The 25,148-nt window shown below is 73.2% G+C and carries 23 protein-coding genes; 9 read left to right on the top strand and 14 right to left on the bottom strand.

Going from position 1 to position 25,148, the window contains the following annotated elements; translation table 11 throughout:
• The first annotated feature begins 78 nt into the window (after window positions 1-78).
• From ABZ801_RS13540 to ABZ801_RS13515, 6 genes are all read left to right on the top strand, one after another.
• Window positions 79-1,101, top strand: a complete 1,023-nt coding sequence (locus ABZ801_RS13540) for a hypothetical protein (protein WP_360697076.1) — start codon at window positions 79-81, stop codon at window positions 1,099-1,101.
• Entirely contained in the window at window positions 1,098-1,883 is a 786-nt protein-coding gene (locus tag ABZ801_RS13535; protein WP_360697073.1) for a DUF4129 domain-containing protein, read from the top strand. Before ABZ801_RS13540 ends, ABZ801_RS13535 begins: the two co-directional genes overlap by 4 nt.
• The gene (locus tag ABZ801_RS13530; RefSeq protein ID WP_360697070.1) at window positions 1,880-3,187 is read left to right on the top strand and encodes a DUF4350 domain-containing protein; all 1,308 of its coding nucleotides are present in this window, start codon (window positions 1,880-1,882) and stop codon (window positions 3,185-3,187) included. Before ABZ801_RS13535 ends, ABZ801_RS13530 begins: the two co-directional genes overlap by 4 nt.
• The gene (locus ABZ801_RS13525; protein ID WP_360697067.1) at window positions 3,184-4,185 is read left to right on the top strand and encodes a MoxR family ATPase; all 1,002 of its coding nucleotides are present in this window, start codon (window positions 3,184-3,186) and stop codon (window positions 4,183-4,185) included. Before ABZ801_RS13530 ends, ABZ801_RS13525 begins: the two co-directional genes overlap by 4 nt.
• 73 nt (window positions 4,186-4,258) lie before the next feature.
• Window positions 4,259-5,551, top strand: coding sequence for a DUF58 domain-containing protein (locus tag ABZ801_RS13520; RefSeq protein ID WP_360697064.1), 1,293 nt, complete (start codon window positions 4,259-4,261; stop codon window positions 5,549-5,551).
• A 290-nt stretch (window positions 5,552-5,841) separates the two neighbouring features.
• Window positions 5,842-6,417 carry a Uma2 family endonuclease gene (locus ABZ801_RS13515; RefSeq protein WP_360697062.1) on the top strand — a complete coding sequence of 192 codons (576 nt, stop codon included), beginning with the start codon at window positions 5,842-5,844 and terminating at the stop codon, window positions 6,415-6,417.
• Here ABZ801_RS13515 and ABZ801_RS13510 read toward each other — a convergent pair whose 3' ends face one another.
• Window positions 6,418-7,413: a stage II sporulation protein M gene (locus ABZ801_RS13510; protein WP_360697059.1), complete on the bottom strand. Its 996-nt coding sequence runs from the start codon at window positions 7,411-7,413 to the stop codon at window positions 6,418-6,420.
• 81 nt (window positions 7,414-7,494) lie between these two features.
• Here ABZ801_RS13510 and ABZ801_RS13505 point away from each other — a divergent pair, with 81 nt between their 5' ends.
• Complete coding sequence (locus ABZ801_RS13505) at window positions 7,495-8,775, top strand: RDD family protein (protein WP_360697055.1); 1,281 nt, start codon at window positions 7,495-7,497, stop codon at window positions 8,773-8,775.
• A gap of 256 nt (window positions 8,776-9,031) precedes the next feature.
• On the opposite strand, the gene ABZ801_RS13500 is transcribed toward ABZ801_RS13505, so the two are convergent.
• From ABZ801_RS13500 to ahcY (ABZ801_RS13485), 4 genes are all read right to left on the bottom strand, one after another.
• Window positions 9,032-10,318 carry a M14 family metallopeptidase gene (locus ABZ801_RS13500; protein ID WP_360697052.1) on the bottom strand — a complete coding sequence of 429 codons (1,287 nt, stop codon included), beginning with the start codon at window positions 10,316-10,318 and terminating at the stop codon, window positions 9,032-9,034.
• A gap of 284 nt (window positions 10,319-10,602) precedes the next feature.
• Entirely contained in the window at window positions 10,603-11,205 is a 603-nt protein-coding gene (locus ABZ801_RS13495) for a hypothetical protein (RefSeq protein WP_360697050.1), read from the bottom strand.
• 21 nt (window positions 11,206-11,226) lie between these two features.
• Window positions 11,227-12,480, bottom strand: a complete 1,254-nt coding sequence (gene ahcY / locus ABZ801_RS13490) for an adenosylhomocysteinase (RefSeq protein ID WP_360697047.1) — start codon at window positions 12,478-12,480, stop codon at window positions 11,227-11,229.
• Between the two features lie 491 nt (window positions 12,481-12,971).
• Window positions 12,972-14,402 (bottom strand): adenosylhomocysteinase, encoded by a 1,431-nt coding sequence (gene ahcY, locus ABZ801_RS13485; protein WP_360697044.1) that lies wholly within the window; start codon window positions 14,400-14,402, stop codon window positions 12,972-12,974.
• A gap of 212 nt (window positions 14,403-14,614) precedes the next feature.
• On the opposite strand from ahcY (ABZ801_RS13485), the gene ABZ801_RS13480 reads away from it, so the two are divergent.
• Entirely contained in the window at window positions 14,615-15,070 is a 456-nt protein-coding gene (locus ABZ801_RS13480) for a MerR family DNA-binding transcriptional regulator (protein ID WP_360697041.1), read from the top strand.
• Between the two features lie 47 nt (window positions 15,071-15,117).
• Here the strand turns inward: ABZ801_RS13480 and ABZ801_RS13475 are convergent, their stop codons facing one another.
• Window positions 15,118-15,798 carry a response regulator transcription factor gene (locus ABZ801_RS13475; protein WP_344954368.1) on the bottom strand — a complete coding sequence of 227 codons (681 nt, stop codon included), beginning with the start codon at window positions 15,796-15,798 and terminating at the stop codon, window positions 15,118-15,120.
• A 92-nt stretch (window positions 15,799-15,890) separates the two neighbouring features.
• Window positions 15,891-17,462, bottom strand: a complete 1,572-nt coding sequence (locus ABZ801_RS13470; protein ID WP_360697038.1) for a histidine kinase — start codon at window positions 17,460-17,462, stop codon at window positions 15,891-15,893.
• 373 nt (window positions 17,463-17,835) lie between these two features.
• Between ABZ801_RS13470 and ABZ801_RS13465 the strand changes: the two genes are divergently transcribed.
• Window positions 17,836-18,120 (top strand): hypothetical protein, encoded by a 285-nt coding sequence (locus tag ABZ801_RS13465; protein ID WP_360697035.1) that lies wholly within the window; start codon window positions 17,836-17,838, stop codon window positions 18,118-18,120.
• Window positions 18,121-18,216: 96 nt separating this feature from the next.
• On the opposite strand, the gene ABZ801_RS13460 is transcribed toward ABZ801_RS13465, so the two are convergent.
• The 7 genes from ABZ801_RS13460 to ABZ801_RS13430 form a co-directional block, all read right to left on the bottom strand.
• Window positions 18,217-19,188: a cation diffusion facilitator family transporter gene (locus tag ABZ801_RS13460; protein ID WP_360697032.1), complete on the bottom strand. Its 972-nt coding sequence runs from the start codon at window positions 19,186-19,188 to the stop codon at window positions 18,217-18,219.
• Window positions 19,189-19,231: 43 nt separating this feature from the next.
• Window positions 19,232-20,368 carry a bifunctional phosphoglucose/phosphomannose isomerase gene (locus ABZ801_RS13455; RefSeq protein ID WP_360697029.1) on the bottom strand — a complete coding sequence of 379 codons (1,137 nt, stop codon included), beginning with the start codon at window positions 20,366-20,368 and terminating at the stop codon, window positions 19,232-19,234.
• A 424-nt stretch (window positions 20,369-20,792) separates the two neighbouring features.
• A complete protein-coding gene (locus ABZ801_RS13450; protein WP_344954973.1) occupies window positions 20,793-20,975 on the bottom strand; it encodes a Trm112 family protein in 183 nt (60 codons plus the stop codon).
• Entirely contained in the window at window positions 20,972-22,321 is a 1,350-nt protein-coding gene (locus tag ABZ801_RS13445) for a phosphomannomutase/phosphoglucomutase (RefSeq protein WP_344954360.1), read from the bottom strand. Before ABZ801_RS13445 ends, ABZ801_RS13450 begins: the two co-directional genes overlap by 4 nt.
• 194 nt (window positions 22,322-22,515) lie before the next feature.
• On the bottom strand, window positions 22,516-22,902 hold the full coding sequence (locus ABZ801_RS13440; protein WP_344954358.1) for a DUF3499 domain-containing protein: 387 nt from the start codon (window positions 22,900-22,902) through the stop codon (window positions 22,516-22,518).
• Between the two features lie 136 nt (window positions 22,903-23,038).
• The gene (locus tag ABZ801_RS13435) at window positions 23,039-23,725 is read right to left on the bottom strand and encodes a response regulator transcription factor (protein ID WP_344954356.1); all 687 of its coding nucleotides are present in this window, start codon (window positions 23,723-23,725) and stop codon (window positions 23,039-23,041) included.
• Window positions 23,722-25,002 (bottom strand): sensor histidine kinase, encoded by a 1,281-nt coding sequence (locus ABZ801_RS13430; RefSeq protein WP_360697024.1) that lies wholly within the window; start codon window positions 25,000-25,002, stop codon window positions 23,722-23,724. Before ABZ801_RS13430 ends, ABZ801_RS13435 begins: the two co-directional genes overlap by 4 nt.
• Window positions 25,003-25,148: the final 146 nt, after the last annotated feature.

Raw genomic sequence — 25,148 nt, 5'->3', positions numbered from 1 at the left:
GACGCGGCCATCGCCAGCATTCGGCGTCACCCAAGGGCGACTTTGGGCCTGTCCATAGCCGTCTCAACCGTCATCCAGGTGCTGGGGTCGCTTCTGGCGTACTACTTCATCGGCCCTGAAGCCCGTGAGGAATTCACGCCGGGTCTCCTGGTCCGCTCGATCGGCACCCAGTTCATCCTGGGAGCGATCGGGCTGGTGCTGTCGGCGTACGGGATCCTGCTGGTGGCCGGGCTGCTCGCGCCGCTGATCGGACGCGGGCTGCTGGGGCTGCCGACCTCGCCGCGCCAGGCGTGGCGGGACGCGCGGCCCCGGATGGGGCGGCTCGCGGCCGTCTCCGCGCTGATCATGACGGGTTCGCTGACCGCGCTGGTGCTGCCGAACGCGCCGCTGCTCATGCTGATCGCCGCCGAGGGGCCCGTCGAGGCGATCATCATCGCCGGCGTGTTCGGCGTCCCCCTCGGGCTGGCGGCGATGGTCTGGGTGTACGTGCTGCTCGTGCCGGCCGTGCCCGCGGTCGTGATGGAGCGCGAGAGCGTCGCCGGCGCGCTGCGCCGGGCCCGCACGCTGTCGCGCGGCCGCTGGTGGCGCACCTGCGGCACGCTGCTGCTCGCCCTGCTGATCACTGTGTTCATGGGGCTGTTCGCGCTGCGCGCGCCGTTCCTGCTCGTGCAGCTGGCGGTCTTCGGCGACGCCGAGGGCACCGGGGCGTCGGTCGGCGCGCTGGCCGTCGACACGCTGGGACGCATCGTGAGCTGGTCGGTGGTGCTGCCGTTCGACGCCGGTGTCATCGCCTTGCTGTACGTTGACCGGCGGATGCGCCGGGAGGGTTTCGACCTGGACCTGCGGACCCGCACGCGCCCCGCGGCCACCACAAACGGCGGCGCGCCGGCGGCGAACGGGACGGCGGACGCGCCCGACGGCCGAGGGAGGACGGACGACGGCTTCTTCGAGCTGTGGCGGCCCGACCCGCTCGCCGTCCGACCGCAGCCGCCGCAGCCGCCGCACCAGCCGCCGGTACCGCACCAGCCGCCCGTGCCGCAGCAGCCAGTACCGCAGCAGCCGCCCGTGCCGCAGTCGCCGCAGACCTGGACATCGACATGATCACTGCCGTGCTCACCGCCCTGATCGCCGATCCGATCGGCCGGGACGAGGCCCGCGACCTGGCCCGCCGCGAACTGGACAAACCGATCTACCACCGCGACCAGCCGTCCTGGCTGGAGCGGCTGCTGGACCGGATCGGCGACTGGCTGCGCGAGCTGACCGACCGGTCGGCGCAGCCGAACGCGCCCGGCAGCGGCGGCTGGATCTCCTGGATCGTGATCGCGATCATCGTGGCGGTGGTGATCGGCCTGGTCGCGTGGCTGATGTGGGGCCGCCGCAACACCCGGGGCACGCGCCGCGCCCTGCTGGACGACGCGCCGTCCACGCCGCGGAGCCACCGCCAGAACGCCGAGGAGCACGCCGCGGCCGGACGCTGGGCCGAGGCGATCCGCGAGCGGCTGCGGGCCATCGCCCGCGACCTGGAGGAACGGGCGGTGCTCGGGCCCCGGCCGGGCCGCACCGCCGACGAGCTGGCGGCCGAGGCGGGCCGGGCGCTGCCGGACGTGGCGGCGGACCTGCGGGCGGGCGTGCGGATCTTCGACGACGTCTGGTACGGCGGACGTCCCGGCACCCCCGAGGGCTACGCGCGACTGCGCGACCTGGACGAACGGGTGCAGGCCACCAGGCCGCGCCCGATGGACGACGACGGCGCGGCCGCCGAGCGGCCCAATGAGTCCGGAATTCCGGACCTGGCCGGAGTCGCCCCGAGTCCCGGCGGCGAAGGCGGCCAAGGCGCCCAAGGCGGCGGGAGCGGCGCGTCCCACGGTGGTGATGGCCGGTGACGTCGACGCTCACCCCCGGCACCCCGGACACCAGCAGCGCGCCGCCCGCGCCGTCCGCTGCGGAAGGCGCCGAGCCGACCGCCGGGCAGGTCGCCAGGCGGCGGTGGCGGGCCTCGCGCGGCGTGCTCGCGGCCGTGCTGGGCCTCGTCGTGATCGCGGTGATCCTGGCGGCGCTGCGTCCCGAGACCTCGCGGCAGAACCTCGACCCGCAGTCGGCGAGCCCGGGCGGCACACGCGCGCTCGCCGAGATCCTGCGGCAGCGGGGCACGCCCGTGGCGGTCTCGCGCAGCGCCGGCGACGCCGCCGAACGGGCCACCTCCACCTCTGTCACCGTCATCACCCGTTCGGAACGGCTCACGCAGTCCGACATCGACCGGCTGCGGCGCGCCCCCGGCGACCTGCTGCTCGTGGCGCCGTCCCGGAGGGTCCTCACCGGGCTGGCCCCCGGGGTGCAGGTCGCCAGCAGCAGTTTCGAGGACACCGACGTCCCCGGCTGCACGCTCCAGGCGGCCACGCTGGCGGGGAGCGTCACCTTCGGGCAGTCCGACACCTACGAGGTGCCGCCCGGCACCACGGCGTGCTACCACGCCGAGGCGTTCCCCCGGCTCGTGCGGCTGAGGCTCGACGGCGCCCGTACGGTGACGGTGCTGGGGTCGCCCCGTCCGCTCACCAACGAGTACCTGGACGACGAGGGCAACGCGGCGCTGGCGATGAACCTGGCCGGGGCGCGTTCCTCGGTCGTGTGGCTCATCCCGGACCTTCCGGATCCGGGCAGCGCCAGCGGCGACCAGACACTGGGCGACCTGGTGCCGTTCGGGGTGAAGCTGTTCTTCCTGCAACTGGTGCTCGCCGTGGCGGTCGTCGCCATGTGGCGGGCACGCAGGCTGGGGCCGGTCGTGGCCGAAGCGCTGCCGGTGGTGGTGCGTTCGGCCGAGACCGTCGAGGGCCGCGCCCGCCTCTACCGCGCGCACCACGCCCGTGACCGGGCCGCCGACGCCCTGCGCGCGGGGGCGCGCGACCGCCTCGTCCCCCTGCTGGGCCTGCCGCGCAGTGCCGCGCAGGACCCGAACGCCGCCCAGGAGATCGTCACCGCGGTCGCCCAGAGGGTGCGCGCGGCCGGGGCGGGAGCACCCCCCGGCGCCGCCCAGACCGGAACGTTCAGCACCGGCCCGGACGGCCGCCTGCTCTACGACGAGGCGACGATCGGCGCGGCCCTGTACGGTCCTGAACCTGCGGACGACGCCGGACTCGTGTGGCTGTCCGACGTTCTCGACGACCTGGAAAGGCAGGTACGGCAATCGTGAACCACCCCGTCCCGCTCGCCAAGGACGGCGCCCCAGGCGTCGACACCGAGCAGGCCCAGCAGGTCCGGCAGGCTCTGACCGCGCTGCGCGGCGAGGTGGCCAAGACGGTCGTCGGCCAGGACTCGGTGGTCACCGGCCTGGTCATCGCGCTGCTGTGCCGGGGCCACGTGCTGCTGGAGGGCGTGCCCGGCACCGCCAAGACGCTGCTGGTCAAGACCCTCTCGCACGCCCTGGACCTGGACTTCAAGCGCGTCCAGTTCACCCCGGACCTGATGCCCGGCGACGTGACCGGCTCGCTGATCTACGACAACCGGACCGCGGAGTTCGAGTTCCGCGAGGGCCCGGTGTTCACCAACCTGCTGCTCGCCGACGAGATCAACCGCACGCCGCCCAAGACGCAGGCGTCGCTGCTGGAGGCGATGGAGGAGCGGCAGGTGTCGGTGGAGGGCGCGGCGCGCGCGCTGCCCGACCCGTTCGTGGTGTGCGCCACCCAGAACCCGATCGAGTACGAGGGCACCTACCCGCTGCCGGAGGCCCAGCTCGACCGGTTCCTGTTGAAGCTGACCGTGCCGGTGCCGTCCCGCGACGAGGAGATCGCGATGCTGGAGCGGCACGCGTCCGGCTTCGACCCCCGCGACCTGTCGCGCGTGCGGGCCGTCGCCGGGGCGTCCGACCTGGCCGCGGGACGCGCCGCCGTGGGCGCGGTGCGCCTGGACCCGAAGGTCGCCGCGTACGTCGTCGACCTGTGCCGCGCCACCCGCCAGTCGCCGTCCCTGCAGCTGGGCGTGTCCCCCCGGGGCGCGACCGCGCTGCTGGCCACCTCGCGCGCCTGGGCGTGGCTGTCGGGCCGCGACTACGTCACGCCCGACGACGTGAAGGCGCTGGCCCGTCCCACGCTGCGCCACCGCGTCCAGCTCCGTCCCGAGGCCGAGCTTGAGGGCGCCACCGCCGACGGCGTGCTGGACGGCATCCTCGCCCACGTCCCGGCCCCCCGCTGAGGAGGCATGCGATGAACGAGCCGCGGGGACGCGGCGCCGTGAGCGCGTCCCGCAGGCCGGCGGGGAGCACGGCATGGCACTGACCGGACGGCTTGGGCTGCTGGCGCTGCTCGGCGCGATCCTGCCGATCGTCCTGCCGAGCTGGTGGACGCTGGCGGCCCTGTGGGGGGTGCTGCTGGCCGCGTTGGCGGTCGACCTGACGCTCGCCGGCAACGTGCGGGCGCTGCGCCTGCACCGCGAGGGCGACACCAGCGTCCGCCTCGGCGAGACCGCGCGGGTGTCGCTGATCGTGGAGAACACCGGGCGCCGCCGCGTGAAGGGCCGGCTGCGCGACGTGTGGCCGCCGAGCGCCGCCGCCGGGCCCCGCGTGGTGAAGCTGGACGTGCCCGCCGGTGAACGCCGCCGCGTCGAGACCACGCTCGTCCCGACCCGGCGCGGCGACCGGCAGGCGGTGACGGTGACGATCCGCTCGTCCGGCCCGCTCGGGCTCGCCGCCCGGCAGCTGTCGCGCCGCGCCCCGTGGACGGTGCGGGTGCTGCCCGCCTTCCCGTCCCGCCGTCACCTGCCCGGCAAGCTGGCCAAGCTGCGCGAGCTGACCGGCCAGCACGTGGCGCTGATCCGCGGGCAGGGCACCGAGTTCGACTCGCTGCGCGAGTACGTGGACGGCGACGACGTGCGCTCCATCGACTGGCGGGCCACCGCGCGCCGCCGCGACGTGGTCGTGCGCACCTGGCGGCCCGAACGCGACCGCCGCATCTACCTGGTGCTCGACACCGGCCGCACTTCCGCCGGACGCGTCGGCGACATCCCGCGCCTGGACTGCTCGATGGACGCCGCGCTGCTGCTGGGCGCGCTGGCCTCCCGCGCGGGCGACCGCGTCGACCTGCTCGCCTACGACCGGCGCGTGCGGGCCCGCGTGGAGGGCGCGTCCCGTACCGACCTGCTCCCGGCGATGGTGCGCGCCATGGCGCCGCTGGAGCCCGAGCTCATCGAGTCCGACGCGGCCGGGATGGTGTCCACCCTGATGTCGCGGGTGCGGCAGCGCTGCCTGGTGGTGCTGCTCACCGAGCTGAACTCCGCCGCGATCGAGGAGGGCCTGCTGCCGCTGCTGCCGCAGCTCACCGCCCGCCACCTGGTCATGATCGCCGCCGTGGCCGACCCGCGCGTCGGCGAGATGGCCGCCGCCCGCGGCGACCTGGCCGCCGTCTACGACGCCGCGGCCGCCGAACGCGCCCGCGCCGAACGCCGCCGCCTGACCGCCGAACTGCGCGGCTACGGCGTCGAGGTCGTCGACGCCCCGCCCGCCGACATCGCCCCCGCCCTGGCCGACGCCTACCTCGCCCTCAAAGCCGCCGGCCGCCTCTGAATCCAAAACGGCGATATTGCGGAATCGCCAGGGATAGGCTCGGAGTGATCGACCGCATACAGACCGACGTTGCCGCCGGTCTGTATGCGATGCGCCCGAGGAAGATGTCGCTTTCGGCACGGGATGGGTGGCGGCGAAGTGGCGCACGGCCTGCCGATCTACATGGACAACGATGAAAGCCCGTGGCCAGGTGTCGCGCCGACAGCCCAGTGGAAGCGGTCGGGCGGCGACCTTCACCGCGAGCCGTGTCGCATGACTTCGCACCATACGCGCATATCGGGGAGGAATGATTGATCTCCTTTGCGGAACAGAACCTGTCGCTCCCCCCCAATGGCATCACCGCCGCGGACTATGACCGAATGCCGGTAGAGGTATGCCGACGCATTGAGGTGGTGGACGGGCGGCCCATCGTGTCTCCCTCCGACACGCCCCGGCACAATGGCATCGCACATGGACTCGGCATGGCTCTGGAGAGGTCGCTTCCTCCTCCTTGGGACGTCACCGGCGGCGTGGACCTCCGCCTTTCTGAGGTTCCGCTGACCAACCGCAGACCGGACGTCATGGTGTACCGGGGAGATCGTCGGAAGATCCCCGTTCTCCCCGCGGATGTGTTGCTGATCGTCGAGGTCATGGGCATGGTGAGCATGACGACCGACAAGTTCGACAAGCCCGCGGAGTACGCGCACGCGAAAATCCCCCATTTCTGGCGTGTCGAGCAACACGAGGACGACCTGATCCTTTTTACGTACCGTCTCGACCGCCCCACACGCAGATACCTGCTGACCGGCGTCCATCCCGGAGCCGTCAGGATCGCGGAACCGTTCACGGCAGAAATCGATCTCGCGGCGTTGACAACAACCGGTTGATCAGCCGGAGGTGGGGGTGGTGTCGGGGGTCAGGGCGGCGTCGCCGGTGTCGCCCTGGCGGGTGGCGCGGCGGCCCAGGACGATGACGTAGGCCAGGAAGGCGGCCTCGGCGACCACGCCGATGCCGACGCGCAGCCAGGTGATGTGCACCCAGCCCGTCACGAAGCCCTCGATGAGCCCGGACACCAGCAGCACCCCGACCAGGCCGATGGCGACCGCCACGCACGCCCGGCCCTCCTCGGCCAGGGCCTGGCCGCGCCGCCGCGGCCCCGGATCGATGATCGTCCAGCCGAGCTTGAGGCCGGCGCCGCACGCCAGGTAGACGGCGGTCAGCTCCAGCAGGCCGTGCGGCAGGATCAGGCCGAAGAAGATGTCGCCCTTGCCGTAGGCGAACATCAGCCCGCCCGTGACGCCGAGATTCAGCTGGTTGAGCAGCAGCACGTACAGGGTGGGGATGCCCAGCAGGAACCCGAAGATCAGCGCGACCGCCGAGACCCAGGCGTTGTTGATCCACACCTGGAAGGCGAACGAGGCCGCCGAGTGCTCGACGTAGTAGTTGGCGAAGTCGTGTTCGACCAGCTCGCGGATCTGGTACGGGGTCGCGATCGACGCCTGCACCTCGGGGTTGCGCGCGACCCACACGCCGAGCACCAGGGCCAGCAGGTTGCCCAGCAGGGCGTTGCCGAGCCACCACCACTTGAGCCGGTAGGCGACGGCGGGGAACGAGCGGGTGGCGAAGTTCCCGACGTCGCGCCACAGCGGCGCCTGCGCCCCGCCCACGGCCGCCCGGCCCCGCGCCACCAGCGACGACAACCGCCCGACCAGCATCGGATCGGGCGCGCTGGAGCGCACCACGGACAGGTGGGTGGCGGTGCGCTGGTACAGCTCGACCAGTTCGTCCACCTCCGCCCCGGTCAGCTTGCGGCTCTTGTTGATGAGCTGCTCCAGACGGCGCCACTCGGCGTTATGGGCGGCCACGTAGGCATCGACGTCCACCCGGCGAGACTAACGCCTGCCCGGCCACCCGCGCGGAACGGGCAGAATGGGGACCCCTGCCCCCACCCTGGAGGACCGGACATGGCCGAACTCGTCACCGGTGAGGCCGTCGCGCTCGACATCCGGGTGGCACGGCTGGCCAGCCGTGGCTGCGCCTTCCTGCTGGACGTGTTCTTCCAGCTGACGATTCTCAACTTCGGCCTGTCGCTGGTGGGCATGACCTCGCTGGTCGCCGACGAGGCGTGGACCGCCGGGCTGAGCATCGCGACGATGGCCGCGGTGGTGGTGGGCTATCCGTGCGTGTGCGAGACGCTCACCCGCGGCCGCACGCTCGGAAAGCTGGCGCTGGGCCTGCGCGTGGTGGCCGACGACGGCGGGCCGGTGCGTTTCCGGCAGGCGCTGGTGCGGGGGCTGGCGGGGGCGGTGGAGCTCTGGTCGCTGACGGGCGCCCCCGCGCTGCTGACCTCGCTGGGCAACCGGCGCGGCAAGCGTCTGGGGGACCTGTTCGCCGGGACGATCGTCATCCAGGAGCGGGTGCCGCACGGGCCGATGTTCGGGCCGGTCGCGGTGATGCCGCCGCAGCTCGCCGAGTGGGCGCAGCGGCTGGAGCTGTCGCTGCTGCCCGACGGGCTGGCGCTGGCGGCCCGCCAGTACCTGGCCCGGTTCTGGGAGCTGCTGCCGGAGGTGCGGGACGCGCTCGGCGAGCGGATCACCGAGCAGGTGTTCGCCGTGGTGAGCCCGCCCCCTCCGGCGGGGGTGCGGCCGGAGATCGTCCTGTCGGCGGTGCTGGCCGAACGCCGCCGCCGCGACGAGTGGCGCCTCGCCCAGCGCCGCGCCCGCCGCATGCGCATGACCGTCCCCGCCTCGGCGTGGTCCGGGGAGCCGGCGATGGCGATGGCCGGGCCGCCTCCGGCCGCGGCCGTCCCGCAGGGGCCGCCTCAGTTCAGCGCGCCGGGGCCGGGACAGCCTCAGTTCCTTCCTCCGTCCGACTACGGCTCTGGGCCCTATCAGGACGTGCTGCACCGGCAGGACGCCCCGTACGGCCCCGCCTACGGCGCCTCACAGGGCCCCGCCATGGCCGGTGCCCCTCAAGCCCCTCCGGCAGGCGTGCCGCAGGCGCCTCCGGGCGTTGCTCAAGTCCCTCCGGCTGGCGTCCCGCAGATGCCTGTGGGAGGTGCCCCCCAAGGTCCTCTCGCGGGTGTCCCGCATACGTCCCCCGTCGGTTTCTTCCAGACGCCTCCGGCTCCGTCGGGCGGCCCCGCCCATATGCCTCCAGCAGAGGCCCCGCAGATGCCATCAGGAGGTGCGCCTGAAGCCCCTCCAGCGGGTGGCCCGCAGGCACCTCCCCCGGGTGCGCCGTAGGCGTCCCCTGTGGGCGGCCCGCAGGTGCCGCCCCTTGGGCGCTCCACAGGTACCTCGCGGCGCCTCTGGTGGATGGCCCTCAGGTGCCCACGGGGGGGGACCGCAAACTCCTCCCCCGGAGTTTTCCCAGTGCCTTGAAAGGCACCTGCGGCTGGGTGCCGTGGGTGCCTCCTGCGGAGCTCAAGGTTGTTCGCGCGGTGCGTCGCCGTTGGGGGACGGTGCGGGCCGGGCGGGGTACCGGCCCGCACCGTGAGCGTCACGCGCCGCAGTACTGGGTCTGCTTGCCGATGGCGCGGTACGGGCAGTCGGCGTACTCGGTGAGCGTCAGCAGGGCCTCGCGGTTGCGTTGCGTCAGCGTCTCGATGTTGGCCGGGGACGGGTAGAAGCTGCCGCCCGCCAGTTCGAAGGTGAACGAGAAGATGCGCTGGTCGCCCCACGTCCAGTCGTCCGTGGTGCCGTCGGTGATGTACAGGTCGCTGGACTGCTGCGGGGTGTAGCCGTTGGAGGCGGCCAGCTGGCGGCCGATGGTGCGGTGGGTGGCCTCCTCGTCCGCCGACATGGCGCCCGCCACCGTGTCGGAGTAGGTGTAGCCGAACGGCCACAGCACCAGCCCGCCGTAGGAGTGGATGTCCAGGAAGACCTTGATCTGCTGGACGCCGCCCACCCGGCGGCTGCGGACGAAGTCGGCGATCACCTTGGTCTCGGGGGCCGACTCGGCCGCGGTGCCGCGGTAGGTCTCGCTGGAGCCGGTCGGGGACGAGCCGCCGCAGCAGCCCCACCGGTAGGCGAAGTTGCGGTTCAGGTCGGTGCCGGTCGCGGTCGGGTTGGGCTGGCGGTTCTTGCGCCAGCCGCGGCCGGAGGAGGTGTCGCTGGTCATGTCGTAGACCTGGCCGTCCGGGTTGGTGATCGGGATGATCCAGATCTCCCGGGAGTTCACCAGGTTGGTGATGCGGCTGGTGGAGCCGTACTCCCTGGTCAGGACGCCGATGAGGTACAGCGCCTGCTCGTTGGTCAGCCGCTCGCGCGCGTGGATGTTGGCGATGTAGAGCACCTCGGGCTCGTTCTCGTCCGTGGCCGCGTTGTCGCTGATCTTCACGCCGACGATGTCGCGGCCCTGGTAGGAGCGTCCGGCCACGAACTTGCGGGCGATCTGCGGGTAGGCGGCCACCACCGAGTCGATCTCCGCCAGCGTCTCGGCGTAGGTGTGGTAGGAGGTGGCGGCGGCGGTCGGGCCCGGCTCGGGCGTGGTCAGCGCGGTGACCCGCAGGCCGAGCCGCCGGACGGCGGCGATCTCGGCCGGGAGGGCGCTGACCTCCAGCGCGCCGTCCGGCCGCACGGTGTCGATGGCCGCGCCGGTACGGGCGACCTGGGTGCGCTGCTCGGCCGTGCGCGCCCCGGTGACCACGTACCGGTCGGACGCGGCGCCGCCGGGTGCGGGGGCGGACGCGCCGGCGGCGGTCGGCAGGGCGACGAGGACGAGGACCAGCGCGGCCAGCACCGCGCCGAGCACGCGCGGCCGCGGGGACCTTCGGGGGATGACCATGGGGGGGCACTCCTGACCGTTCGTCGACGGCACGCGCCGGGACCCGGGCGGGGGCGGGGTTCGCCCGGCGCGGCAGGGGGTTCGGGGGTTGTCGGGACGGTCACGAGCGCTCGCGATGCCGACACCATGACCGTCGGCACCGGTTTTGACAATGGCGGCGCGCACCTGCGGCGGCCCGGTCCCGCAACGGCGTTCGCGCAGGTCGCGGCAGATGCCGCGGGGCGGCTTTCAGTCGCGTTCGGTGCGGGAGGTGAAATTTCAGTCGGGCCGACTGAAATGCGATCTCACAGGCCGAGGTCGCCGAGGTTGGGCGGGGACTCCAGGTCGGTCAGCTCGACGCCGGGCGCCGCGACGACCACGTCGCCGGCGATGTGGATCTCGTCGATCTCGCCCGTGGCCAGGTCGGCGACCTCGTACCGCGCGACGGGCAGCGGCTCGGTGTCGGTCTCGTAGGCGGTGATCTCGGCGAGCCGCCAGCGTTGCGTCACCGTCAGCGCCGACAGGGCGGGTCCGGCGAGCCGGACGAGGCCCACGTCGGCCTGCTCTCCCTCGGCGAGGCGCAGGGACCGTGCGACCGTCACCAGGAAGCTCGGCGACTCCCCCAGGAATCCGTGGGCGCGGGCGTCGTGTTCGGCCGCCTCGTCGCCGGTCTCCGCCTGCCTGGCCCCGCGCACCCACGCCACCTGGTAGCCGGTGACGCCGCCGCGGACCCACCAGTCGGGGGCCAGCACCTCGACCCGGATCTGCCGCCACCGCGCGTCCACGACCACGTCTATACGGCGGCCGTCGGAGCGTTCGCCCACGTACCGCCAGCCGCCCGGCCCCGGGGCGCACTGGAAGCGCTCCTCGATCTCTTCCTCGACGTGCAGGTACGTTCCGCGCGGCACGTCCAGAACGCTACCCGTCGCTCAGGAGCCCAGGCGCCAGGAGTGCAGGTACTCCTCCTGCTCGGCGGTCAGCGTGTCGATCTCGATCGTCATGGACGCCAGCTTCAGCCGCGCCACCTCGGTGTCGATCTCCTTGGGCACCTGGTGGACGGCCACGTCCAGGGTGGCGTGCGCGGTGGCCAGCCACGCGCAGGTCAGGGCCTGGTCGGCGAACGACATGTCCATGACGGCGGCGGGGTGCCCCTCCGCGGCCGCCAGGTTCACCAGGCGCCCCTCGGCCAGCAGGACGAGGCGGCGCCCGTCGGCCAGCACGTACTCGTCGGCCTGCGGACGGACGCGGTGCACCTCGACCGCCAGGTCCTGCAGCGCCCGCACGTCGATCTCGACGTCGAAGTGGCCGGAGTTGGCCAGGATCGCGCCGTCCTTCATGACCGCCAGATGCTCGGCGGCCACCACGTCCCGGTTGCCGGTCGCGGTGATGAACACGTCGCCGTGTTCGGCGGCCCGCGCCATCGGCTGCACCGCGAAGCCCTGCAGCGCCGCGTCCAGCGCCTTGACCGGGTCGATCTCGGTGACGACGACGCGCGCGCCCAGCCCGCGGGCCCGCTCGGCCAGGCCGCGTCCGCAGTACCCGAACCCGGCGATCACCACGGTCTTGCCCGCCAGCAGCGTGTTCGTCGCCCGGACGATGCCGTCCAGCGTCGACTGCCCGGTGCCGTACCGGTTGTCGAACATGTGCTTGGTGTCGGTGTCGTTGACCGCCACCATCGGGAACCGCAGCGCGCCCTCCAGGGCCATCTGGTGCAGGCGGATCACGCCGGTCGTGGTCTGCTCGCATCCGGCGCGGACGGTGCCGATCAGGTCCGTCCGGTCGGTGTGCAGGGTGTTGACGAGGTCGCAGCCGTCGTCCAGCACCAGGTCCGGGCCGGTCTCCAGCGCCTGGTGGATGTGCCGGTAGTAGCCCTCGCGGTCCGTCCCGGCGCGGGCGAACACCTCCGCCCCGTACTCGCGCACCAGGGCGGCGGCGGTGTCGTCCTGGGTGGACAGCGGGTTGGACGCCGCCAGCGCCACGCTCGCGCCGCCCGCCTGCAGGGTGCGGATGAGTCCCGCCGTCTCGGTGGTGACGTGCATGCACGCGGCGACCCGCATCCCCGCCAGCGGCCGCTCGACGGCGAAACGCTCGCGGATCTGCCGCAGCACGGGCATCGCCCGGTCCGCCCACTCGATCCGCTTGACGCCCTCATACGCCAGCGACTCGTCGGCGATGTCGCTCATCCGCCCACCTCCCCTTCAACCCACCCGCACCCGCACAACCAGAACGATCTTCACACGCCTCGCGTCCCGCCCACGTCACCCCTTGCCGAGGCGTCCGATGCAAGGCGTCCCGGCGGGGCGACGCGGCGCCTGGCCTGGCACACAACCGTCCCCGCCGCACGCCGCGTTCACCGAGCCCGTCTTCGACTCCTGCCACCGCCGAAGCGCGCAGCGTGCTCGGCGCCGTCACCTCACCGCCGCACCGGTCTTCGCCTGGCCGACGCGGCGCGGTGGGCGCGCCTCACCGAGGCGCCGTGAAGACCATCCGCGTACCGGGCCGGGCCGCTGCGCCCCCTGAGGCGCCGGTGTCCGTCCGCGCCCGTGCGGCAGGCGGGTGGCGGCGCGGCCTGGTGTCGCCGAGCCTTCGCGGCCCGACGGCCAGGCACGCGAGCCGGTGACGCCGGTGTCCGACGGGGTCTGGGGGCGGAGGGAGTCCGCCCCCAGACGGCCGCTCAGTACCGGTAGTGGTCGGACTTGTAGGGGCCCTCGACGTCGACGCCGATGTACTCGGCCTGCTCCTTGGTGAGCTTGGTCAGCTTGACGCCGAGCGCGTCCAGGTGCAGGCGGGCGACCTTCTCGTCCAGGTGCTTGGGCAGCGTGTAGACGCCGATCGGGTAGTCGTCGGTCTTGGTGAACAGCTCGATCTGCGCGATGACCTGGTTGGTGAACGAGTTGGACATCACGAACGACGGGTGGCCGGTGGCGCAGCCCAGGTTCATCAGGCGGCCCTCGGCCAGCACGATGATCGAGTGGCCGTCCGGGAAGCGCCACTCGTGCACCTGCGGCTTGATCTCGATCTTCTCGATGCCGGGGATGCGGGCCAGCCCGGCCATGTCGATCTCGTTGTCGAAGTGCCCGATGTTGGACACGATCGCCTGGTGCTTCATCCGCTCCATGTGGTCGGCGCGGATGATGTCCTTGTTGCCGGTGGCGGTGACGAAGATGTCGGCGATGCCGATCACGTCGTCCAGGGTGGTGACCTGGTAGCCGTCCATGGCGGCCTGCAGCGCGCAGATCGGGTCGATCTCGGTGACGATCACGCGGGCGCCCTGGCCGCGCAGCGCCTCGGCGCAGCCCTTGCCCACGTCGCCGTAGCCGCACACGACCGCGACCTTGCCGCCGATGAGCACGTCGGTGGCGCGGTTGAGGCCGTCCACCACGCTGTGCCGGCAGCCGTACTTGTTGTCGAACTTGGACTTGGTGACCGAGTCGTTGACGTTGATGGCCGGGAACAGCAGGGTGCCGTTCCTGGCCATGTCGTACAGGCGGTGCACGCCCGTGGTGGTCTCCTCGGTGACGCCCTTGATGCCCTCGGCGGTGGCGGTCCAGCGGCCCGGCTTCTCGGCGATGGTGCGGCGCAGCGTGTCGAGGATGATGGCCCATTCCTCGGGGTCGTCCTCGGACGCGGTGGGCACGGCGCCCGCCTTCTCGTACTCGGCGCCCTTGTGCACCAGCAGGGTGGCGTCGCCGCCGTCGTCCAGGATCATGTTCGGGCCGGTGCCGTCGGGCCACTGGAGCGCCTGGTCGGTGCACCACCAGTACTCCTCCAGGGTCTCGCCCTTCCAGGCGAACACCGGCACGCCCTTGGGGTCGTCGACGGTGCCGTTCGGGCCCACGACGACGGCGGCCGCGGCGTGGTCCTGGGTGGAGAAGATGTTGCAGCTCACCCAGCGGACGTCGGCCCCGAGCTCGACGAGCGTCTCGATGAGCACGGCGGTCTGGATCGTCATGTGCAGCGAGCCCATGATCTTGGCGCCGCGCAGCGGCTGGGCGGCGGCGTACTCCTCGCGCACCGCCATCAGGCCGGGCATCTCGTGCTCGGCGAGCCGGATCTCCTTGCGCCCGAACTCGGCCAGCGACAGATCGGCGACCTTGTAGTCCATGCTTTCGTAGCTCCTTTGGTGACTCGGGAAAGCGGGTCCGCCGCGCCGGGTGATCGGGCGTCGCCCTCGGGCCCGGCTCGCCGCCGGCGGGAGCGGGCGTGGACGGTCGATCAAGGGGCGTCGGTCCGGTCTGTCCGCGAGTCTAGGCGCGGCCACGGGCTGGAGGCACGGCCGGGGGCGACTTTCTGACACTGATTTGTCAGAATCGAGCCATGCGTATCACGGAGGCCGCCCGGCGGCTCGGCACGTCCCCCCGGATGCTGCGCTACCGGGAGAGCCTGGGCCTGCTGCCCGCCACCCGCGAGTCCGCGCCCCGCCGTCCCGTCTCGGCCCCTGACGGCGCGCCGGCCCGCGCTCCGCAGGCCCCGGCGGCGGCGGCCTCGGCGAGCGGGCAGGCCGCGTCGGGACGGGACGTGCGGCGCGGCGGCGGCCACCGGCAGTTCGGCGAGGCCGAGCTGCGGGCCGTGGCACTCGCCCTCGAACTGGAGAAACGCTACGACATCGGCCCGGCCGAGCTGGCCTTCGGGCTGCGCGTGCTGGCCGAGCCGGACGTGCAGGCACGCGTCCGCGAACTCGGCGAACGCATCGGCCGCCTGTCGGCACCGCCCACCCGCGCCCTCGACTTCGAGAAGGAGAAGGCCCTGCGCCTCCTCCAGCGCCGCCGCTGAGGACCCCGCCCCGTCCGCGCCCGACACCGCCGGCGCCGCGCACCGGGTCAGGTATGGCGCAGGTCGTTCTCGCCGGGGACGACGACGCCGGACTCGTAGGCGAGCATGACCGCCTGGGCGCGGTCGCGCACGCCGAGCTTGGTGAACACGCGGGCCACGTGGGTCTTGACGGTGTGCTCGCTGACGACCAGCCGTGCGGCGATCTCGCTGTTCGACAGGCCGCCCGCGATCAACGTCAGCACCTCGGTCTCACGGGCGGTGAGCGTGGACAGCTCGGCCGGGGCCCGCGGACGGCTGCGGCGCTGGCGGGTGAACTCGCGGATCAGCCGCCCGGTCACCTGCGGGGCCAGCAGCGAGTCGCCGCGCGCGACCACCCGGACGGCCGACACCAGCTCGTCGGCGGTGGCGTCCTTGAGCAGGAAGCCGCTCGCGCCCACCGCCAGCGCCTCGTAGACGTACTCGTCGACGTCGAAGGTGGTCAGCACCAGCACCCGCACGGCCTCGGCGCCCGGCCGCGCCAGGATGCGGCGGGTGGCCTCGATGCCGTCCATGCCGGGCATCCGGATGTCCATGACCACCACGTCGGGGCGGTGCAGCTCGGCCAGCCGCACCGCCTCGCGGCCGTCGCCGGCCTCCCCGACCACCGAGATGTCGGGCTGGGCGGCCAGCAGCGCGGCGAACCCGGCGCGCACGATCGTCTGGTCGTCGACGATCAGCACTTTGATCAACGCGACCTCCCCGGGGTGCCGGCGGCGATCACGGACGCGTCCCGCCCGCTCCGCCGTGCCTTCCGCCGTCCCGCATCAGCCGCCCCTCTCGCTCATCCCGAGCCGCGTCCCCCCTCCACCGAAGAGACCGGCAGTTCGGCCTCCACCACGAAGCCGCCGTGATCGGCGGGGCCGGCGGAGAACCTCCCGCCCAGCATGGTCGCACGTTCCCGCATCCCGACGAGACCGTGTCCGCCGCCCGATTCCGCCGGAGGCGCCTCCTCCAGGCGGGTGGGCCCGGACGGGCCGGCCCCGGCGGCCTCGGGATCCAGTACTGCGGTACGGGCCGGCGACCCGTCCCGGTTCAGCACCATGGTGGGCGCCGAGCCCCCGTCGTCCAGCACCCGGACGGCCAGCCTGTCGGGCAGATAGGTCAGTTCCACCTTGACCTCGGCGCCGGGCGCGTGGCGGCGCGCGTTGGTGAGGGCCTCCTGGACGATCCGGTACGCCGACAGCTCGACCGTCGTGGACAGCGTCCGCGGTTCTCCCCGGACGGCCAGGTCGACCCTGCCCCCGGCGCCGCGGTGCTGTTCGATCAGGCCGGGCAGCTCCTCCAGGCGCGGCTGCGGCGCCGACTCGGGTTCGGCCTTGGCGTCCGCGCGCAGCACGCTGAGCAGGCGGCGCATCTCCACCAGCGCCTCCCGCGCGGTGCGGGCGATCTCGGCGTAGCCGTCGCGGGCCTCGGGGGACAGCTCCCGCATCGTGTACGGGGCGGTCTCGGCCTGCACGGCGATCATGGAGACGGAGTGGGCGACCACGTCGTGCAGCTCGCGGGCGATGCGGGCCCGTTCGCGCATCACCGCCTGCTCGCGCTGCACGGCGGTGAGCCGGGTCAGGGTCTCGCTGGTGCGCTCGTCCGCCTCCGCCTGGGTGCGTCCGGCGGTCTCCAGGGTGCGCCGGGCGTCGCCGAGGCCGATGGCGGCCACCACGGCGAGCACGGCGGCGGGCCACGGAACGTGGTCCAGGGTGTCGGTGGCCAGGTACACGACGGCGACGGTGACCACGCTGCCGACCGCCAGCACGCCGGTGGACTGCCGGGGCAGCCGGCGGCCCAGCGCGTACAGGGTGTAGAGCGCGGCGAACGTCGTGGTGACCAGCAGCGTCTGCCCGGTGAGCAGCCCGGCGGCGTACGCGCCGAGGACCATCGCCGCCACCGGCCGCAGGAACTCCTCGCGCCACCCCAGCGGCAGCGTCGCGGCGACCGCGAACCCGCCGGCCACGCTGATCGGCGAGTCGGTCCGCGGCGCCAGCTCGGCCAGCGCCGCGATCGTGAGGGCCAGGCCGGTGAGCGGGGCGAAATACCACGCCTGGCTGAACTCGGCCCACGCGTTGATCCAGCGGGGCAGCGGGGCGGTGACGTCGCCCGGCGCCGTGACGCGGGTGCGGCCGTCCCGCGCCCCCGGGCTCCCGGGCGGTCCGGGCGGGGTGCGGCGCGCGGTTCCGTACAGCTTGGCGCCGATGCGGGCGGCCAGCGGACGCAGCAGGCGGCCGATGCCGGTCAGGGCCCACAGCAGCAGCTGACCCAGTCCCGCCACGACGCGTCCGGACAGCCGCCACGCATGGTGGGCGAGCGTCGGGCCGATGCGGGTCGGCGGTGCGTTCGGTGGTCGGTGGTCACTGGTCACGTTCTCCATACTGGCCGTTGCCCGGCTCGGCACACCTCACCGTGCGGTGTTATGCCGACCGCCCGGATCCCCCTGGAGGACGACTCCGGTTCCCTCCTCTGGGACGACGTGCGGAGGACGCGGCGGACCGTAGTGTCATAACCGTGACCGCAGGCGGCAGACCTGCCGACGTAGGGGGTTCGGCGGGGCTGCCGCGGGTCACACCAGACCGTCCGGTTTCAGGGGTCCGGGCGGACGCATGGGAAGGCGCCCTCGCCGGTTCGGCCGTGGAGTGTCTCTGCGGAGGCGCGGCCGGTCATGCCTGGGCTGGGGTCGACCGGCACGGCCTCGGCCGGCCGGCGAGGGAAGCTGCCCCCCTAGGAAGATGGCCGTCATGATTCCGCCGCACTGCCACGTCTGCGGGCTGGATCTCCGCGACGTCCCCGACGACCGGGACCTGCACTCGATCTTCACCCTCGTGTACTTCGCGCTCTCACCGCGAGAGCAGGAGATCCAGGACGCGCGAGACCGCGAGGGCTGGACGGGGACCCCGCCGAACGCCCACTGGTTCTGCCACCGGCATGTCGGCCTCACGCGGGGGCGGACCACGATGCACTGGCGAGACGCCTTGGACTCGATCAACGCCGAACTGAAGCGGACACCCCAGCCGCCGAACTGACCTTCCTCCTCTCCGCGCATCTCGCGGCCGCCCCGTCAGGCGAACGGCCCGCCGCGTCCGTGGGGACGTGACGGGCCGTTCCGGTGGGAACATGCCTCAGGAGGAAGCCGCGCTCTCCGTCCCGGCCGCCTGCGCGGACGTCTGGTCCTGCTTGCGGTCCGCCTCGTCCAGGGCGGGCTCCAGGTAGATCAGGCGGGCGTGCGGGAACTCCGCGCGGACCTTCGCCTCGGCCGCGTCGATGCCGCGGGCCACCTCGGCGGCCGTGTCGTCGTGGTGGACGGCGATCTTGGCGGCGATCAGCATCTCCTCGGGGCCGACGTACTGGGTGCGCAGGTGCATGACGTGGTCGACCTCGTCCACCGACTCCAGCGCGTCGATGATCCGCTGCTCGACCTCGGGGCCGGCGCCCTCGCCGATCAGCAGGCTCTTGGTCTCGATGGCCAGGATGATCGCGATGGCGCCGAGCAGCACGCCGATGCAGACCGTGCCCACGCCGTCCCACACGCCGTCGCCGGTCACGACGGCCATCGTCACGCCGAACAGCGCCAGGATGAGGCCGACCAGCGCGCCGAGGTCCTCAAGCAGCACCACCGGCAGCTCGGGCGCCTTGGCGTGCCGGATGAACTGCACCCACGACTTGTCGCCGCGCAGCTGGTTGGACTCCTGGATGGCGGTGCGGAAGGAGAAGCTCTCCATGACGATCGCCGCGATCAGCACGCCGAACGCCCAGGCCGGCGACTCCACCTCGTGCGGATCGCTGATCTTGTGGATGCCCTCGTACAGTGAGAACGCCGCGCCGACCGTGAACAGCACCACGGCGACCACGAACGCGTAGAAGTAGCGCTCGCGGCCGTACCCGAACGGGTGCTGGGGGGTGCGGGCGCGCTGGGAGCGCTTGCGGCCCACCAGCAGCAGGCCCTGGTTGCCCGAGTCCGCCACCGAGTGGATCGACTCGGCCAGCATCGACGACGAGCCGGTGAACACGAACGCCACGAACTTGGAGGCCGCGATGCCGAGGTTGGCGGCCAGCGCGGCGACGATCGCCTTGGTTCCGCCCTCCGCGCTCACCGCGCACCTCCCGCGTTGACCAGGGTCGCGGGCCGCACAGCTCTCATTCCACAATCCTCGCTTTGAGATCTTGGATGGCCGGCACGGGCGTGGGGTCGACGCCCAGCGCGATAGCCAAGTAAACCGTGACGTAGTCCGCAAGCGCGATGAGAGTCGCGATTCTCTCCAGCGGGTGGGCGCCCTCGGCGACGATCTCGGTGACCGGCACGCCCCGCGCCGCGGCGAGCTCGGCCGACACCTCACGGCGCTTGCGCACCTGCGGATGCTCGTCCACGTCGCGCAGCAGCACCAGGTGAATGCCGTGCTCGGCCTCCTCGGCGCGGTCGCGGAAGAAGTCGCCGGGGTCGGCGGGGGGACGGGCGAAGTACCCGTCGAACGCCATCACCTGGTTGTGGTCGGCCTCCGGCAGCTCCCCGAACACGCCCGGGTACTTGGCGTTCTCGTTGAGCTGGCAGCACAGCCGGTAGGCGGCGGTGCCCGCGAGGGGGGACGTGCCCCACACCAGCGGAACGTCGCCCATGAGGTCCAGCGCCGTCCGCTTGGCCGGGTTGACGAACGGCTCGCTGTCGGGACGGCACCGGTGCGCCACGTCCTCCAGCCGTTCGGCCGTCGTCTCCAGCAGCGCGTCCGGAACGTCCGCCAGGCCCAGCTCCCGCGCCGCCACCAGCAGCGGGACCGTCAGGCCCCAGAGCGTCGCCCTGGGCTGCCCCACCGACCGCACCGGCACGAAGAGCCCCCGCGTCCGGACGGCCAGGTCGGCCAGCGGCGAGTCGGCGCCGCCCACGAACATCAGGCGGCAGCCGCGCCGCGCCGCCTCGGCCGCGACGGCGAGGGTCTCCTCCGTGCCGCCCGAGCACGACACCGCGATCACCAGGTCCGCGGCGCCCACCCAGCCGGGCAGCCGGTAGCCGCGCACCGTCACCACCGGGACCGGGCAGCCGGTGCCGCACACCGCCGCCAGCACGTCCCCGGAGATGCCCGAGCCGCCCATGCCGGTGACCACCACCGCGCGCGGGCGTCCCTCCTCGGCCAGCCGCGCCACGCCCGCCTCGACGGCCAGCCGCCGCGCCTCCCGGATCTGCGCGGCCGACGAGGCGACCTGCCGCAGCATCCCGCCCGGGTCGGCGGCCTCGATCGCGGACGGATCCTCCAGCCCGCCCGCCCCGTCCGGGTCGCTCATCTGGTCTCCGCTCGACTCCGCGACGCCCCATGGGCGCCGTCCCCACCCTGTACCGGCGTCCGGGCCTCGCCGCGGCCGCCTACATTCCGGACGCGCACGCCCGCCGTCACGTTCCGGTCGAAAGCGTCAAGATTCGCAAACGCGATCACTGTACGACCATCCGCCTACGCCGCCTCACGTCACGAGTCACGCGCGTCCGTCCCGAAGGCCGGCTCCCCGCACCAGAACTCCGCCCGCCGCCAGCGCACTTCGGCTCCGCACGCCGACCGGGCGCGTTGGATCCGCACGTCGGGTCCGCACGCCGACAGGGCGCGCCGGTCCACAAGCCGAAAAGGGCGCGTCAGGACCGCACGTCGAGGCCGCGCACCGGTAGGACGCGTCGGGTCTGCAGGGCGGTCGCGTACGGCGGGGGTGTTGCGCGACGTCAGGACGCGGGGGCGCGGGCCTCGTCGACCAGCAGCACCGGGATGTCGTCGCGGACCGGGTAGGCGTAGCCGCAGTCGCCGCCGCACACCAGCTCGGCGGCCTCGTCGTCGGGACGCAGCGGGCCCTTGCAGTTGGGGCAGGCCAGGATCTCCAGCAGCCAGGCGTCGAGCTTCACAGTCAGTTTCCCCTCACGATCGCCAGCACCTCGTCGCGGATCTCGGCCATGGTCCGCTCGTCGGACGCCTCGGCGTTCAGGCGCAGCAGCGGCTCGGTGTTGGACGGCCGCAGGTTGAACCACCAGTCGTCGGTGCCGACGGTGAGGCCGTCGAGCTCGTCGATGGTGACGCCGGGCCGTCCCTCGAACGCCTTCCGGACCCGGGCGGTGGCCGCGGCCTGGTCGGCCACCTCGCTGTTGATCTCGCCGGACGACGGGTAGCGGCCGTACTCGGCCAGCAGCTGCGACAGCGTCCGGTCCGACTGGCCGAGGGCGGCCAGCACGTGCAGCGCGGCCAGCATCCCCGAGTCGGCGAACCAGAAGTCGCGGAAGTAGAAGTGCGCCGAGTGCTCCCCGCCGAACACCGCGCCGGTCTCGGCCATCGTCTGCTTGATGAACGAGTGGCCGACCCGGGTGCGCACCGGGGTGCCGCCGTGCTCGGTGACGATCTCCGGCACGGCCTTGGACGTGATCAGGTTGTGCACGATGGACGCGCCGGGGTGCTTGGCCAGCTCCCGCACGGCCACCAGCGCGGTGATCGCCGACGGCGAGACGATCTCGCCGCGCTCGTCCACCGCGAAGCACCGGTCGGCGTCGCCGTCGAAGGCCAGGCCGATGTCGGCGCCGGTCTCGCGGACCTTGGCCTGCAGGTCGCGCAGGTTCTCCGGCTCGATGGGGTTGGCCTCGTGGTTGGGGAACGTGCCGTCCAGCTCGAAGTACAGCGGCACCAGGTCGAACGGCAGGCCCTCGAACACCACCGGAACGGTGTGCCCGCCCATGCCGTTGCCCGCGTCCACGACGACCTTGAGCGGCCGGACGCCCGACAGGTCCACCAGCGTCTTGAGGTGGTCGGCGTACCCCTTGAGCAGGTCGCGCGAGGAGACGGTGCCGCGCGGCCCGTCGTGGGCGGGGACGCCCTTCTCGACCAGCTCGCGGATCTCGGTGAGCCCGGTGTCACGGCCGACCGGCTTGGCGCCGGCCCGGCACAGCTTCAGCCCGTTGTACTTGGCCGGGTTGTGGCTGGCGGTGAACATCGCGCCGGGCAGGTCGAGGCTGCCGCTGGCGTAGTAGAGCATGTCGGTCGAGCCCAGCCCGGCCTCGATGACGTCGGCGCCCTGGGCGGTGGCCCCGCGCGCGAACGCCTCGGCGAGCGGCACCGAGGAGGCCCGCATGTCGTGCGCGGTGACCACGGCGTTCGCGCCCGTCACCCGGACGAAGGCCGCGCCCACCGCCTCGGCGGTCTCGGCGTCGAGCTCCTCCGGTACGACGCCCCGGATGTCGTACGCCTTGAAGATCTTGGCGAGATCGCCCACTCCTGCTCCCTGTCCGAATCGCTGTGCTCGCCCCCCAGGGGGACGATCCCTGGCTCCCGGCACCAGGCCACGAGCCTACCGGGCGGAACCGTGCCGCCCCGCAGCGCTCACCCCCACCGCATACCCCGGATACGTCGATTAGCCGCCGACCAGGACGAATCACACATCCGGGTGCGGCACGGCGGGGCCGGCGGTCAGTCCTGACCTGTCTTCTGGTGGGTTTCGGAGGGTTCGGAACGCAGGACCCGGAGATGCCCTCGGCGGCCGATCTCGGTACCCTGCCCGACAGGTTCCTGTCGCCCTCCCGGGACGGGCTTGGCGGCCTCGCGCACCGCGTCGGCCAGGGCCTCCAGGTCGTCGGCGCTGGGCTCGGTCTGCTCCTCCACCGGAAGCCGCACCAGTTCCCAGCCCATGGGGGCGGTGAGCCGCTCGGAGTGCTCGGCGCACAGGTCGTAGCAGTGCGGCTCCGCGTACGTTGCGAGCGGCCCCAGGACCGCGGTGGAGTCGCGGTAGACGTACGTGAGCGTGAAAACTGCGGGCGCCTTGCAGGCGGTGCGGGAGCAGATGCGGACGGGGCTCACGATGGCCGACCGTACCCCGCTCCCGCCGCCTCCGCCACCACCCGACGGCACGTGTCGCCGTTACCGGCCCAATTACGCGAGAACAACTACATTCCGTGCACCCGCCAGTGCGAGGAGCATCACCCCGCGGAGGTGGTCAGCGGTGGGCGGACGGCGGGGAGCCGGCGGTGCCGAGCCAGCGCGCGATGGCCGCTCCGCGGGTCCGCACGCCCATCTTGGCGAAGATCCGGTTGACGTGGTTCTTGACGGTGTTCTCCGACACGACCAGCGCCAGGGCGATCTCCCGGTTGGCGTGGCCGCGCGCGATCAGCTCCATGACCTCGGCCTCACGCGGGGACAGGCCCAGGGCGTGCCGGTCGGGGGCCGGTTCGGCCGCCGCGCCGCCGGTCGCGCGGCGCAGCGCCTCCACCACGGCCTTGCTCGCCGCCGGCGACAGCGGGCTGGCCCGTCCCGCGACCGTGTCGTGGACGGCGGCCACCAGCTCCTCCGCGGCGAACGACCCGTGCACCAGGTAGCCCGACGCGCCGTCGCGGATCGCCGTGCCGATCACCTCGGCGTCGGTGTCGTACGACAGCATGAGCACCTTGGCCAGAGCGCTGAGCGGGGCGACGGCGGCCAGCCCGTCGACGCCGGGCATGCGCACGTCCAGCAGGACGATGTCGGGACGCAGCCGCTTGGCCTCCTCCAGGGCGTGGTCCCCGTCCACGGCCTCGCCGACGACGTGCACGTCCCCCGCCTCCAGCAGGGCGACGAGCCCTGCGCGCACGACGGGGTTGTCGTCCACCACGAGCGCGCGTACGCGGCGGATGCCGGCGCCGCTCACCGCCGCTCCCGTACGGGCGAGGCCCCCGCGGACAGGGCGGGGGCGTCCGCCGCGGCCCAGCGCGTCCAGACTTCGGGGTCGGCGGAGCCGCACGGCCAGGGAAGCGTCATCGTCACGGTGGTGCCCTCGCCGGGGGCGGAGTCCACGGTGAGCGCGCCACCGACCCGGCGGGCGCGTTCGGCCATACCGACGAGCCCGTAGTGCCCCTTGCGCGCGAGCAGGTGGACGGCGCCGTCGGGCGGGGGCGCGAAGCCCGCCCCGTCGTCCCGCACCGTCAGCTCCAGACGTCCGGCGGCGCACCGCAGGCGCACCTCCACGGAGTCGGCGCGGGCGTGCCGGTCGACGTTGGTGAGGGCCTCCTTGAGCACCGAGACGACCTCGTAACGCACCACCGTGGGCGCGTCCATCGCCCCGGCGGCCCCCGCCAGGTCGGTGCGCGCGGTGACATCGCTGGAGCGGCTCCACTCGACGACGACCCGCCGGACGGCCAGCGGCAGCGGCAGCCCGTACGCCTCCTCCCGCAGGTCGGCGATCAGCCCGCGGGCCTCGCGGGTGGCCGTCTCCAGTGCGGACACCAGATGGCGGGCGTCGCGTTCGGCGCGGTCGGGGGACTTGCGGATCCACACCGGCAGCGCCGCCGCCGACATCACCATGCCCTGCAGCGTCTTGGCCAGCGAGTCGTGCATCTCCCGGGCCAGCCGGGTGCGCTCGGCCGCCGCGGCCACCGCCGTCTCGATCCGGCGCCTCTCCTCCTCGGCCGCCGCGTACTGGGCGAACAGGCGGCGCAGCATGGCCCCGGCGCAGGCGGTCACCGGGTAGAAGACGGGCAGGCCCAGCAGCGCGTCCGTCCCGTGCGCGGGCTCGGACGCCATGGCCAGGCAGCACAACGCGACCTGCGCGGCGCACACCAGCAGCGCCCGCCGCCACGGGTACAGCACGCCCGCGATGCCCGACGTCATGACGGTCAGCAGGAAGAACTCCCCGTAGACACCGCCCTGGGCGAGCACTCCGTACACCAGCAGACCGTCCAGGCAGCACAGCACGGGCCAGCGCCGCAGCCAGGGCAGGACGGTGCGCCAGGCCGCCGCCGCGAGCGCGGTCTCGGCGGCCAGCGCGGCCACGGCGAGCGCGAGCCCCGGGTCCAGGCGGGCGGCGGGCATGAGGACCAGCGCCATCGCCAGCAACAGGCCCCGGAACAACATGAGCAGCTGGAAGGTCACCCCCAGCCGCGACCAGGCGGATCCCCGCACCATCGGCCACGTGGGTCTGTGTGCCACGCTCAGTAACTTTAACCACTGAATTCGCAACAGAGGTACATGAAGCGCCCGATATTCATGGGCGCGTCGCGGCGGCCCTGGAAGGCCGTCGCCGCGGTCGCGCGGCCCTGCGCGCCTGGGGCGGGAGCCCGTCGCGGGCGGAGAGG

Source organism: Actinomadura sp. NPDC047616 (assembly GCF_040642915.1).
Classification (GTDB): Bacteria; Actinomycetota; Actinomycetes; order Streptosporangiales; family Streptosporangiaceae; genus Spirillospora; species Spirillospora miaoliensis.
Note: the sequence above shows the minus strand (reverse complement) of the source record. Positions and strands in the feature narration are given on the sequence as shown.